Below are 14,548 nucleotides of genomic sequence, written 5' to 3' on the forward strand. Positions count from 1 at the left end.
CTCCTCAGTACAAAACACCAATGCTTATTGCGTTTTAAAACGCTACTCGTCTCATTTGCACTTTGATCTGGTTTACCTAACCCCATGTAGTAGAACAGGTAAGCATAACTACGACTATTTAATTACCCTTATGTTGATTAGGTAGTGTGTAATTTTTATGACAGTTGGGTATAATCCGCACCCTTGTCGCAACAGAGATGTAGGTTAATGTCAGTAGCATTTCGAGTGGATCAGGTAGAGTACCCGTTCCCAGCAAAACCACAGCCATTGTCAGAAGCACGTAAAGCTGAATTAAAGGCTGAGATCAAAGCTTTACTTAAAGCCCGTAACGCTGTGCTTGTCGCACACTATTACACCGACCATGAAATTCAGGCACTCGCTGAAGAGACTGGTGGCTGCGTGGCAGACTCATTGGAAATGGCGCGTTTCGGTAGAGATGCACAAGAACAAACCTTAATTGTTGCTGGCGTTCGCTTCATGGGTGAAACGGCAAAAATTCTTAGCCCTGAAAAAACCGTACTAATGCCAACACTTGAAGCAACGTGTTCGCTTGATATTGGTTGCCCGGTAAAAGAGTTTAGCGAATTCTGTGATCAGCACCCTGACCACACCGTCGTGGTTTACGCGAATACATCAGCGGCAGTAAAAGCACGCGCCGACTGGGTAGTAACGTCGAGCATCGCGCTTGAAATCGTTGAGCACTTAGACAGCCAGGGCAAGAAAATCATTTGGGGCCCTGACCGACACTTAGGCTCGTACATTGCCAAGCAAACGGGTGCCGACATGCTAATGTGGCAGGGCGAGTGTATCGTTCACGACGAGTTCTCTGCACAGAAACTAGCAGACATGAAAGCACTGTATCCAAATGCCGCGATACTGGTTCACCCTGAATCACCCGCAAGCGTGGTAGAGATGGCAGATGCAGTTGGCTCAACCAGTCAATTGATAAAAGCCTCGCAAACCATGGATAACGACACCTTTATTGTTGCTACCGATAAAGGCATCTTTTACAAGATGCAACAACTTACTCCAGAGAAGACGTTTATAGAGGCTCCAACGGGCGGTAACGGCGCTACGTGTAAAAGCTGTGCTCACTGCCCTTGGATGGCAATGAACGGCTTAGAAGCGATTAAGGCGTCTTTAACGGGCGAAACTGATGGGCATGAAATCTTTGTTGATGATGAATTGCGTAAAGGTGCACTTATTCCACTCGATCGCATGCTTAACTTCTCAGCCGAGTTAAAAGCGAAGGGCGGGCTATAAGCGCACGTTTTATAAGCACTTGCTGAATATTTTCCAGCAAGTTCTTGATTAAGCGCGCGGCTTTACCTACTATACGCGCGCTCAAGGGTTTTCGTCGTTGAAATCTTCTTGATACAAAATTTGGAGAGATGGCTGAGTGGCTGAAGGCGCACGCCTGGAAAGTGTGTATACGTTTATAGCGTATCGAGGGTTCGAATCCCTCTCTCTCCGCCAAATAGTGCCGAAAGAGGGCACCTGTTTTTCAGGGCCCTCTTTTCGCTTTTTTGAGACCTCACTCAGTAGAGCAATTCTCTTTCCGGTTGCTGTAACAACATCTTTTCGAATTACTATTTCATCGATCACTGACAGTAGCAAACACTTAAGTGTTTCTGTCGAGTCGTTTACTATGACTTCCTCGATTAGCTTTAGAAACTGGTCAGCTTGTCTTTCCCCAAAGTTCCAGAAAGGGAGAGTATTCAATTGATTGTATTCATTCAATGACGCTTCTAATGCTCGCAATTCTGTCGTTAATGACTCTTTATAACTATTAAAGTATTCGTCAACTTCAAATTCTGCGTCTGTCAATCTTGTATAGAGTGTGTGAAGTTGCGCTTTACGCTCAGAAATTTTTTTATCGAGTTGTAATTTGTTATGACCTTTCTTTCTATTGATATCGGCGATAATAGTCTGAACCTCTTGCAATACGCTAAGAATAAAGTCGCGTTTAAATATTAATGGGATAATCTCATTTTTAACTATAGTGTCAGCGACTTCCTCTCTTATGTTTGACTCATTGCATGCGTTAGCGCTCTCTCTAACTTGCTTAGCGCAGCGATAGTAGTGATAACGACCGCTTTTAGCTCTCATGTAGTTCATTGGCTCGTGGCACGAGGGGCATTTTAATATACCGGTTAGCAGGTGCGCTGAACGCTTTCTCTTCGTGTCCCTATTTTTAAGTTGCCTTTCTTCGAGCCCATTTTGAATAGTATCGAAATGCTCTGGTGATACTGCCTTGGGGACAGGAACGATGATTGCGTCTGATTCAGGACCTTCCGCATGGCTTTTGAATCTATACTCTCCCTTATAACAAGGATTTCTGAGCATTCGATTTATAATGTTACGGTTAAAGGGCTTACCGTTTCTATATCTAGTTCTACGGTCGTTTAAGTGCGCGGCTATTGCCTTCACGCCCATAGGCTTTCCATTTAGACCAATTTCAGCCAAAGAAAATATTTCTCTTACAACGGAAATTTCATCATCATTTATCGCTAGTTTAAACCTCCGCTTGGTAGAATTAGGGTCTATGACTTCGACTGATTTGTAACCATACGGTACTCGCCCGCCGGTATAGAAACCTTTTTTTGCGGTCTCTTCTAGCCTATCTCGAACGATCTGTCTGTTTTGTTCGCTATTGTTTTCATTCATTACACCAAAAATAACTCTCAAAATCTTAGCAATACTTGCTGATTCAGGGAGTGGTTCCGTTATCGATATCAGGCGTATTCCACTTTTTAAAAGAGATTTAACTCTTGCCTCTTGATCATCCACAACTCTTGAAAACCTTGAGAATTTGTAAACAAGTACTACTTCAAAACTGAAGCGATCGAATGCTACGTCACTCATCAGTTGTTCCATACCCGGACGGGTTACGTCTTCTTTAAAGCCAGATGCAGTGTCGCAATATTCTGCGACGATTTGATAACCATGTTTTTCAGCGTACTCCTGTATTCTCAGTCTTTGCCCATCAAAGCTATCACTCTCTTGAGCTTGTCTACTTGAACTCACCCTTATATACATTGCTGCTTTGGCTTTCATTTTTCATTTCCTCTCTGAATTAGCTATACAGCTAACTTCTTGATCGGTATTTCTCGCTTTTTTAAGAAGAAACCTTGCTTGATCTGATGATGTAATTTTGTTCACGATGATGTTAGCGATGGTTCTGACTACACGTTTGTTTTCAGATTTATCGAGGGGCTTAATTGAAACTGTTGTATTCTTTGTTTTCGCGGTTCTCATCTTTATCTTATCCGGTAGCGAATCGATATGAGAACGAATAATAAGTAACCGCTAAATTGTCAAATCCAAAAAATAATCGGGCATCAAGCCTCCTGATATCTTTTTATAGTACTGAAAATAATAGATATTTTAATATCTCTCTATATTTTTGAAATTTTTAGTATCTTAAATAAGTAACTTTAAAAAGATAATTTTTTTAATTAATTTATATATAAAAAAGAAATAAAAAGCGTATTTAAAAGATTAAATTATTCTTTTAAGAAATTGTTTTAATAGCATCTTAAATAGGATTGGATTTGTGTTTATAGGTGCTGACTTAGGCTATCTTGTTACCAATTCTCTCATTAGGCGACACTGCAAGTGATGAATGATTGACCCTGAGTTAGGTCGCCTATCTCTAGTTTAGAGAGAAAACAGCTCATCGTCTGACCGCAGAGCGCCAGAAATGGACGATCAATAAGGCTGGGCTCACTTGTCGGAGTCTATTGGCGACCTTTTTTGCGAGAGTGTTGAGCAAATATTTTCTGTGGCCGGAGATCAGAATGCGGGCGCTTTTCAACTTTTATTTATCACAGTTATTCCAATCATTGCTTTGAACCCAGCCGATAACGTTCGGCATCAAAAGCTTGCGTGACCGCGCTATGCTTGAAACTTTTTTGCGACTGGCATCAGACGTGATGAATTGGTTAAGTTGAATATTGATGACATTGACAACAATAGCAGGTTGGTACGTGTTCACGGCAAGGGTAAAAAAACGTTTGGTGCCAATTAGCCTGCGAGGATGTGAGTGTTTAGCTTTCTACATGGTAAGATTAGATTCATAGGCTCAGGAAAGGCTTTGTTTCTGGCTAACAATCGCAAACGCTATGTTCCGGAGAAGTTGTCTGATATGGCATCACTGTACGTGAAATTAGCTGGTTTTGACCGCACTGGTGCGTGACATTTGTATCTCCACAACACCACAAGCTCGATGTTAGATAATGGCGCTGATTTACGCCACATCCAAGAAATGCTGGGCCATGCCAGCATTCTTACTACTCAACTATATACTCATGTGAGTCGCAAGAAATTGTCAGTAGTTTATGAATTAACGCATCCTTCTGCTGAAGGTGGTAGCGGGTTGTTTTGAACATAATGCTGAGCTTCGAGGCCCTGATTGAAACCTATTTATTAACAAGCAGTATTTGTTCAATTAATATTGTGGTAATTAAATTTTAGAAAGCATAAATGCAATCGTCAGGGAGTTTATAAGTGAGCATGGAATTAAAAAAGCAGAGTAATCCATTTTCAACTGGCGGCGGTGGTGTAAATTTCGAGACTAGGGTACAAGCAGCTTTTGCACTTTCACTTTTTACGAAGTCTTGCATTCCATGCCTATCGAAACTTATGAGGGCTAAGGAGCTTAGGTTTCAAGCTAAGTATGGTGGTGTAGAAACTGATGATTTCGTTTTGGTCGCGTCGGACATCTCAGGCAATAACAGCCACCTTTTTGCTCAGATCAAGCATGAAATATCTTTTAGTGAATCCGAGAAGTCAGTTTTTGCTGAGGTTATTAAAAGTGCATGGCATGATTTTAAGAAAAATACATTCAGTGTAGAGTTAGACTCTATTGCTTTGATAACGGGGCCTTTACCTAAAGTCGATGTCAATAACACTTTACCGCTCTTGGAATGGGCTAAATACTCGGCAAATTCTCAAGACTTTTTGAAAAAATGCAATACAGAAGGCTTTACGAGTAAAACAAAGCTTCAACGGCTAGAAGTATTCAAAAAGCAGCTAGCTAATGCCAATGGTGGGCGTAAAGTAACAGATAATGAGTTATGGGGTTTTTTAAAATCGTTTCAAATTCTGTCTTTTGATTTGGATTCACAGAACTCAATAGTTGCTAACCTACTTTGCTCGTTAATAAGTCTTTATTCAGACGAGTCGCCTTCATTAGTGTTATCCAAGTTAGTGACTTGCGTTCAAGAGTTTAATCAAAATGCAGGTATTTTAACTTCAAATAGCATTCCAAAAGAAATTCAAGAGCTGTTTAACTATTCACCTAAAATAGATTTTGAAAACGATCTTTTGAAACTCCAAGAGCGCAGTGAGCACATTTTTGAGGGAATTTCTAACACTATTCAAGGAGTTCATGTTGAGCGCCCCGAACAAACAGAAAAAATTTCTCGATCATATGCTTCGTTTGACTTCCTATTTGTAACTGGCGCAAGAGGGGTTGGTAAGTCAGGTGCAGTTAAGGACTTCATATTAACAAAAAACGTTGATGTCCCCGTTTTTTACTTGCGTGCTGAAGACTTAGATAAAAGTCACCTAAATGATGTTTTCGCTTCGATTGGAATGACCTCTTCTTTAGGTCAAATTGAAGGTCATTTTTCACTACTTAAAGAAAAAATCCTTGTTATAGAATCTTTAGAAAAAGTACTAGAATTGAACCACCCTGATACGTTTAGTGACTTACTCCAATATATAAAAAGGCAAAGTGGCTGGACTATAATTGCGACAGGGCGCGATTACGCATATCAACAAATTACATTTACCTACCTCCAACCTAGTGCTATTCAATTTAGCAGCGTCAGTATTGATGAGTTTACGGAAGAACAAATTCTTAGAGTATGCGCTCATATCCCTGAGCTAAAGAACTTAGTCTCAAATAGTTCAATGGGTGAACTACTTAAAGTACCTTTCTTCATGGATATTGCTGTTAGGGCAATCGTTAATGGCGCAGAGTTTTCATCAGGCGACAACGAAAATGATTTCAGAGAAACCGTATGGCGAATGGTAATTGCTAAGGAAGCTGATAGAAAGTTTGGTATGCCTGAAAAACGAAAGCAGACGTTTATCAATATTGCAAAAGAACGCGCTAAGAAAATGTTGTTTGGAGTACGTGTAAGCGAGTTTGAACCTGATGTTGTTGCGAAACTAGAAGAAGATAACTTGATTCTGCGGGACACTAGAACTTCCACCGTCAGTCCTATGCATGATGTACTTGAAGACTGGGCGCTTGAAGAGTTTATAGAGTCCGAATATGTGGTTTATACGGGCAATATAGTTGAGTTCTTATCCAGAATTGGTAGTGAGCCAGCAATAAGTAGAGCATTTCGCTTGTGGTTATACAGAAAGCTTAAGTATGAAGAAAATACTAATGAATTTATAGAAGAATTACTCAAATCCTCTACCGTAGATAATTACTGGAAAGATGAAGCAATCTCAGCGGTATTGCAGCATCATTCACCAGAGCGCTTTATTTATTCATTGAAATCTGACCTCTTATCTGAAGATTGTGCTTTGTTGATTAGATTTTGTTTCATTCTAAGAATTACTTGCCAAAGACCTAATCCCAAATACAACAGTTTGTTAGCTAAAGATGTTAAATCAGGGATGCTGAAAGCTCTATTCTTACAGCCATTTGGAAATGGATGGAAAGCTATATTTGATTTTGTATATGAAGTCAGGGAAAGCTTGAGCAAAGCCGCTCGGATTCAATTAGTTGAAGTTATAGATGAGTGGTGTGGCCTGATAAATATATATGAGGAGCTACCTGAAGCTTCGAGTAGTGTTGGACTACTAAGCTTGTGGTTATTGGAGCAAGTAAAAGACTCGTACCAAAAAGAAGGGCAAAGAAAAAAAATACTTAGTGCTTTGTTAAAAACTTCAACCTCAATTGATGGAGAATTTAAAAGTTTAATGGACAAAGAAGTGTTCATTTCAAAACGTTCTCCTAGAAGGCTTGGGTACGTAGAGCAGCTAACTAGCTTAGCTCTCGTTGGGACAGACGTAGCTATGCTGTGTAAGCGTAATCCTGATTTCATAGTTAAGCTTGCTTTACATGAGTGGCTCTTGGAAGAACCAGAAGAGGATGAATTTGGATATAGCTCCTACGGTAGAATCGAACTAGAAGAACATTTTGGATTAGATCAAGAACGTGACTTCTTTCCTGCAAGCGGCGCAAAGGGGCCATTCAAATACCTTCTTCAGTCTAACCCTAGACTAGGTTTAGATTTCATTATAAAGCTGTGCAACATAACCGCACAAAAATATACCGAGTCTGACTTTGCTGCCCCAATGGATAACGAACAGGAAAGCATTTATCCATATGAAGCGGTGGTAAACAAAGTAGTTATTCCATTAAATGACGGCTCAAATGTTACTCAATATTGTTCTAATCACCTTTGGAAAGGATATAGAGGGTTGTCCACGTTACCCTATTTACTTCAATGTGCATTAATGGCTTTGGAGAATTGGCTAATTGATTACATTAAAGAGTCGGACGAAAACAATCAAATTGAGTGGCTTTTTGACTACCTGTTGCGATCTAGCAACTCAGTTATGCCAACATCAGTTCTTGCATCTATCGCTGTTGGGTTCCCAGAGAAAGTTGGGAAGGCCGCCTATCCGCTACTAAAAACCTCCAGCCTATTTGATTTAGATCTTGTAAGAATGACGGGTGAAATGGGAGGAAACGAACTTCACTTTTTTGGCTTAGATAGAGACGTAATGTCGAAAATGTACATTGAGGAGCGAAGGACTGCTGCACTACGAGACTGGAGAAAAGAGTCCTTAGAAACGCTACTAGCAAGACTACAGCTAAATACTGAGCATAGAGAGTGCGCATTAGAAATACTTGATGAGCTAATAGCTGAAGCTAACTCTGATAACAATAGTAATCTCAGGTTCATGGTACATCGCGTCGATACTAGAACTTGGGAAGCTGTCGAAGATAAAGAAAATAATACGGTCTTGTTACAAAGCTCATCAGAACTACCAGAAGACTTAATGAAAGAGCAGCAGGAATTTAATAAGAAGCATGCAATCGATAATAGTGTTACGACCTTGAATTTATGGGGAAGGAAGATATTTGAAGAGCAAGTTTTTGAAGATAAGTACTTTGATTCTTATTCCAGTGCGCTGTTAGCAGCACAGGAGTTGCTTCAATCTCTGCAAAAAAATGAGGTTGGGAATTTTGCAGACATGGCAATTGGCACAATAACTGTCGTTGCAGCAGCCTGTGTACGCGATGCTCTTGAAGATCTATGTGAGCAGGAAAAAGAATGGTGCTTTGACGTAATCTTAGAATCAATATTCATGCATGCCCATATTCTCGATGGAACAACAGCCCACGATAAGACCGATTACTATGGTACAGGAGCGTGTGCATTTGTTCTTCCTAGATTGTTTGACTTGGAGTTAGATCCTGAACAAGTTTCAAACTTGAAATATGCAATGGCAACCGCGTTAACACATGAAAATATAGAAGTTGGACGACATTTAGCTAAAGGGATTAGAGAATTCTTGTGGACAAGAGATTCAAATCTAGCAACGTATTTTGTTCGAGGTGCAGTTGAGTATGCTAAATTTAGACGAGAGAACAGTCAGCAAAGAAGATTTTACCATCTACAAAACGAAGAATTGAAACTAGCACTTGAGAACTGGAACAGTTTAATTAACTCTTTTCGTGAAGATTTAATCGCAGGTAAGCTCAATCAATCAGTCAGCAAAATCAGTGTTCAAAGTCATTCTTCGTGGTTTTTTCACTTCCCGATGTTGATGATTCCGCTAGGCCCAGTTGAAGACGAACACATTCAACTTGTGCAAAACATAGTGAACATGGTCTACGAAAATGAGTACGCAGATCACCGACAAGGTGATGATGAACAAATTCACCGTGACGTTGTAAAGCATATTAAAGATTGTTTAACGGACCATATAATCCATTCAAGGAACCAAGACTTTTTACCTTTTAAAGAATTACTAATATCTGGTTGCTCATTAGCACCGAGCTTGATTTATTCACTTGTATTGTCTTTCAATGTTGCCGTAGAGAAGATTGAAAACTATGAAGCAACTTGGTCTCTTTGGTCTCTACTTGAACCTGAAATACATAAAATAGCTTTAAATGACGTTAACGAACGTTACAGAGGCCGTCAAAGTGACCTCAATATGTTGCTACGAGGAATGATGTATGCAGACACTCTTTGGCAGGGCCACGAAAATGAAGAGAAAGACATGAATAGGGGGGCATGTTACCTGCTTGGGTTTGCAAAACGCTCTGCTAGTAATAGTCATGTATTCGAAGCTTTAGCTTCTTTAATTTATAACTTTCACAACGTATTTTTTGATGAAGGTATTAAGATTCTGGCTCAAAAGTTCTCTCATGATTCTCAACTTATTTCTAAGCAGATGAACACTGCGTTTTATTTGGAAATGACAATAGGTCGGTATTTACAAATAGATAATAGGGGGACCTTGAGTAGGGCAATGTATGAAGTCTGTTTAGGTTTACTAAATGGCATTGTAGAGACAGGGTCTGCTAGAGCTTATTATTTGAGAGAGCATTTAATTCGCTCAAGAAGAGTAAAATGACCATATTGGTCAGAACGCAACACTTAATAATGGCATGGCGTGTTAATAACTAGCTCTACTTTTTAGATGCAAATAACACTGGCGGTTATTTTGGTTCTTAGCTCGTACTAATTTATATGCGGGCACGAGACTATGATCCAGTTTAGCCCTATGTTAGCTTGGAGCGAATAGCGGAAATAGTTAGTCGCAATGTGTTCGTCAGCAAAAACAAGGAGCAGACCTTCATCAAGGTCATTTCCCGCTTCTGAATTTGGTCATTAGCGGGTATTGTATTGACTATAAATGGTAAGCTGATTGCTCTACATATTTAGCTCTATCTATAATTAAGGTGAAACAAAAACTTTAAGCTCAACATCATTGTCGTGGGCTGTTGCTAACCAACTATTTAATAATTGAAAAGCCTGCAACGTTTCACCATTTGCTTCTGACCCTAATCTTAATTGCTGTTCAAAATGGTTTGCCGAAAAACTATTTGCAGCAATAATCCATATCTCTTTTTTGACGGCTGTTGAGCGTCTTCTATCTGCAACTATATCCCATAACTCATTCAGCTTTTCTAATCTTTCCTGCTCATCGTGAGCATTCCAGTTAGTACTGTTTACAATTCGAATTCTCTCAGGAATATTCTGAACCGCGTTTTGCGAAGGCCAAGGCAAATGAAGTCGTTCCCAATTTGAAGGCTTAAGATCGGCGTCGCCACTGATAAGCATTTCAATATTTTTTATGGCTTGAGACCCGACTTCTGCAAGTGCGCCAGCCGAAGATCTTGGATTTTCCGTGTTACCACACTTTACATGTATGAAAACTAGTTTAGTTTTAGAAGAAACAATGAAGTCGGCTGGCTCTGTTCCCATATCCGTGTTTATCATTAAATCAGCCTCGGGGATATATGGAGCGAATGGCCCCAATTCTCCTTTTGTCGGGTTAGGCAGTCCATTAGCTTTTAGCTGATCTACCAAATAGAAAACAGAATTCGTACTAAACCCCCCATTTATAATTTGGTGAGCGCCATTTTCGTATCCCTTCTCATCCAAATTCTCACCTCTAAGGGAAGTAAGCCCTACAACGACGTTAGCTAGGTTGGAAGTGCCGAGTTCAAATGTCTCAGCCAAAGGTAGCGCTAATTGATAGAACTTACCTTGTGAGAAGCCAATTCCATTGGAGAGCAACGCTTTATGTAAGTTTTTGTTCAGAATGTCAGTTATATCTTCATAAACCTCACCATTGAGTGAATATAGTATTTCTGCATCAGGTGCTACTTCTAAGTAAGGTTCGTCTTGCCGAATATTAACGATGATTTTGCTTTCAACAACGTTTTCAATAAGTAAAGCGCCATTGCGATAACTCAAATACAAGAACGAGTTGTCGATTTTATGTTCTTGTTCATCTACCCTGATAAGTATTGGAGACTCATATTCTGTGAAATCGAATATCAAACTCTGTATTTCAAAGTTATTTTCAATGGATATCGGTTTAGCATATGAATGTATCAAGGCATTTTGCACGTTTATATTCGCTGATATAACGACGTCTATGCCGTCAAGCCAATCACTCAAATCAGTCAAGCTGAACGACGATTCCTTTTGATCTGATATACGACCTGAATCCATTCCAACGTAGTAACTTCCTTGTTTTGCATTGTATTGGTCATAGGTATCACATCTGATCGTTGCCAAGCGGTAAGATGCATTCGCTTGCATGTTAGCCATTTGCTCTAAAGCTTGACCTTTTACCGCTATATTCTCAGGCCGCTTTCTAGCTGAGCTTATAGATTTACTACTCGTTTCTTTTGTAGAGGCTGAAGTTCCCAAGGACATTACACTCAGTAATTTATCCTGAGACAACGCTGAACCAAGTTTTAGATCTTTGTCTCCGTTAAACCTGCGGCCTCGGCTATCGTAGATTGCCACGACATTGTTCGAGAGTTGTTTAAGCAAGGTAATTTCAAGTGAAGGCTCGAAGAAAAACTGGTCAGTTAAAAACCGTGATTTATTGAACGCGATAGATACTACGCCACGTATTCCCGAATCTGTAGAAAACTCACGTCCGAGTTCACCCGAATCATTGCTGCGCCAATACAAATGATCGACAAAAAGCTGAGAGCTAAAGCCCGGTAATTGATTTAAAAAGCAAATCGACGCAGTGGGGATATTCAGAGAACGTTCTGGATCAAAGGCATTAAGATCAAACTTACTTACAAATCGGTTGCCGTAATAGCTCACATCAGGAAAGGCTTCTAAGTAACGTTCTATAAGCTTATTGCTGTCTAATGATGCTATGAATTTTTTAACAGAGCCCGCACTAACGAGCGTACGATCAAATTTTCTGTAGTTTTGCCAGATTTGGCTATTGGAGTCGCTTTCAACTTCCAAAACCTTAGGTTCGATATCTCCATGTAAACGCACGACTCTTCCGACTGTTTGAACCAGCTCTCTTCCGCTGTTAACTACATAAGTTAATACTAATAACTTAGCGTTGGGGATATCCACACCTTCATCGAGCTTACGCTGATGAATGATCACTTCGTAACCAGAATTTTTAAGGTCTGCTGGCACAGATACTTTTACATTATCTCGCTCATCTTTACTAAACTGCTCATGTACTGCTAATACCGAAAAGTCATCATTTAACAGATTGTAATAGCGATTAATTTCTTCAAATTTTTCACATTTGATAATGCACTTTGAACCATCATTGGTATCTAAAAACTGTCTTATTTGTCCGTTCAGTTCCTCTAAATTAATTGTCTCAAAGGAAGGTTCTTTTAAAACACCATCAGCAAGTGCTCTTTCAAAGGTGTATATATAACTGTCCTCTGCGGAAACATCAAACTGATATAAATCATTTCGATAAGGTGTCGCGGTAATTACTACCTTATGCGCATTAGTGCCTCTTACTAGTGTACTCCATACAGGAGAAGGCTCTGAATGCCCCTCATCAATAACAATTAGATCAATGTTTTGCTTTAACTGCTCAAGTTCGCTGCTCTTAAAAGTTTGCAATTTTTGGAAGGTAGAAACATAAACGCCATTTTTTGATGTATCGTTCACATCCCTATAAACAGCCTTAAGCTGAATAACCTCTCCTTCGACACGATCACTAAAGAACTTTCCTTTTATTTCTTTAAGGAGCTGATCACGAACAGCACGCCTGTGACATAATACTAAGACTCTTTTTTGTGTTGCTTTATGAGATAAAACACTTATAACCCCAGACTTTCCAGCACCTGTTGGCAAGCTAATTAGGCAAGAGTTGGCATTTTCATTTAGCGGCTTTTTTAGGTAACTTAGCACCGTTTTAATACTTTGTTGCTGACAGTATCTTAGACTTGCCCACAAATCCTGATTAACTGTGAAACCACTTACATTCACTAAAACTTCCTTATTATTCTAATTTTACTTGCAAGCAACATCTCCTTGGCATCAGTTTTTGTACGGACAAAGAGTCCAATTTCTGTAGTGTAGAGATTAACCATCAGAGAATATGCTACGACTGCGTCAGAATGATAGAGAAATCTGTCAAGCATTGAGGCAACCATAATTGCTTAACACATTCGTCGATAGTGAGTGAGCTTGTAAATATACCGAAGAAGAAAACTTTACTTAATATCGTCATCCACAACGCATAAAGAAAACTAGCAGATTCGTTATCGGGATGCACGCTCGATAGCTCGAAAAATCACTGATATTCAAAAACTAATGTTGAAATCGGGACAAGTAAATGCGTATTAAAAGACCATATCACGTACAAAGCCGACTACTAGTGTTGAGCATTCGATCCTAGCATTTTTGAATCCAAAGCCCCGCCCTTCGATGGTGGGACTTTTTTATGACCTCCATGCGTCCAGTGGTGATGGTTGTTACCAATACTCGGTGATCGGACTTTCCCGCATTGAATCCAACCGCATCGCCCTTAGATGGTGGGGCTTTTTTTTATCTTCCCGCTCTGACGGGCTCCAAGCATATTCTTATAACTGAAATGGTTAAATTTATGGTCATTTACCTTAAGCCATTTCGCCAAACTTCATTTCTTCTAGTATTTGATATAGCCGCTGACGTCCCTCAGGTGTATCAAGCATATTTCGGGGACATTCACCACTCAGAATTGGCAAGGGCAAGTCGAGCCAATCGTTCATGGTTTCGTCATCATTGCCGAAGAAAATCCTTAACTCGTGCTGCAATTTTTCGACTGTGATTTTTACATTTTCTGATTCTGCTGACATGTCTCAGTCCCTAAATGAACGCGTAGCTTAAGTATAGCGGATAATCTAGAGGTATTCTGTTCAATGAGTTAGCCGCATTGAATGCAGTAAACACAAACCGTTTACCGCTAGTAGACATTTATTGTTTAGCAAGGAGTGGTAACTGCCAGTAAACAATATTTATTTACTGTCACAGATATTAAGTTGGCGAACTTTGTTCATAGGCGCTTGTTCACTTATCTGATGATTTGCCTCAAGCGGATAATTTGATGGGTTCCAGTGGGCACTTCTATATTGTAATCGTTTCATGATAATGGTTTTTATGTTCCACCTTAAAAGTACTTGGCGTGCCATTTTCTGGGCAAGTTGTGCCATTTGAATGGGAATTTGCACATACAAATAGAATTTATGAGCCGTTTGATGATGTTTCTTCCGTCTGTACAGATCAGCCTTTGAATAGTGACGCTATTTATTATTTATCTAAAATGCCTTTTGTTATACGTAAGGAGGCTAAGCCTTAGTTTCGCTTAGCCTAAACCTAAGATGGTTCTATATCTATCAATGCTTTATTAGTTATTATATTAAAATGCTTCGATTTATCTTACTGATATAAATGAATAAATTGACGAGATACAGCTTACTTGGTTAGCGCTTGATGACTATAGTCCAGTGCCCATACTCGTCCCACTCGGCCCGCCAAATACAAAGAACCGGCTTTAGGCCGGT

Annotated in this window: 5 protein-coding genes, 1 tRNA gene and 1 pseudogene; 4 read left to right on the plus strand and 3 right to left on the minus strand. The window is 39.7% G+C overall.

Annotation, left to right across the window (positions count from 1 at the left end; translation table 11 throughout):
- Window positions 1-207: 207 nt before the first annotated feature.
- Both nadA and ACFI6L_RS19640 read left to right on the plus strand, forming a co-directional pair.
- On the plus strand, window positions 208-1,263 hold the full coding sequence (gene nadA / locus ACFI6L_RS19635) for a quinolinate synthase NadA (protein ID WP_014948872.1): 1,056 nt from the start codon (window positions 208-210) through the stop codon (window positions 1,261-1,263).
- Between the two features lie 122 nt (window positions 1,264-1,385).
- Window positions 1,386-1,476, plus strand: a tRNA-Ser gene (locus tag ACFI6L_RS19640).
- 519 nt (window positions 1,477-1,995) lie between these two features.
- Here ACFI6L_RS19640 and ACFI6L_RS19645 read toward each other — a convergent pair.
- A pseudogene (locus ACFI6L_RS19645) lies at window positions 1,996-3,057 on the minus strand (recombinase family protein); the annotation flags it as partial.
- Window positions 3,058-4,228: 1,171 nt separating this feature from the next.
- On the opposite strand from ACFI6L_RS19645, the gene ACFI6L_RS19650 reads away from it, so the two are divergent.
- On the plus strand, window positions 4,229-4,387 hold the full coding sequence (locus ACFI6L_RS19650) for a tyrosine-type recombinase/integrase (RefSeq protein WP_462574644.1): 159 nt from the start codon (window positions 4,229-4,231) through the stop codon (window positions 4,385-4,387).
- A gap of 122 nt (window positions 4,388-4,509) precedes the next feature.
- On the plus strand, window positions 4,510-9,621 hold the full coding sequence (locus tag ACFI6L_RS19655; RefSeq protein ID WP_462574645.1) for a hypothetical protein: 5,112 nt from the start codon (window positions 4,510-4,512) through the stop codon (window positions 9,619-9,621).
- A 323-nt stretch (window positions 9,622-9,944) separates the two neighbouring features.
- On the opposite strand, the gene ACFI6L_RS19660 is transcribed toward ACFI6L_RS19655, so the two are convergent.
- Both ACFI6L_RS19660 and ACFI6L_RS19665 read right to left on the minus strand, forming a co-directional pair.
- Entirely contained in the window at window positions 9,945-12,992 is a 3,048-nt protein-coding gene (locus ACFI6L_RS19660; RefSeq protein WP_462574646.1) for a DEAD/DEAH box helicase, read from the minus strand.
- A gap of 632 nt (window positions 12,993-13,624) precedes the next feature.
- Window positions 13,625-13,843, minus strand: a complete 219-nt coding sequence (locus ACFI6L_RS19665; RefSeq protein WP_462574647.1) for an MbcA/ParS/Xre antitoxin family protein — start codon at window positions 13,841-13,843, stop codon at window positions 13,625-13,627.
- Between the last annotated feature and the right edge of the window lie 705 nt (window positions 13,844-14,548).

Source organism: Alteromonas sp. G4i35 (genome assembly GCF_054960375.1).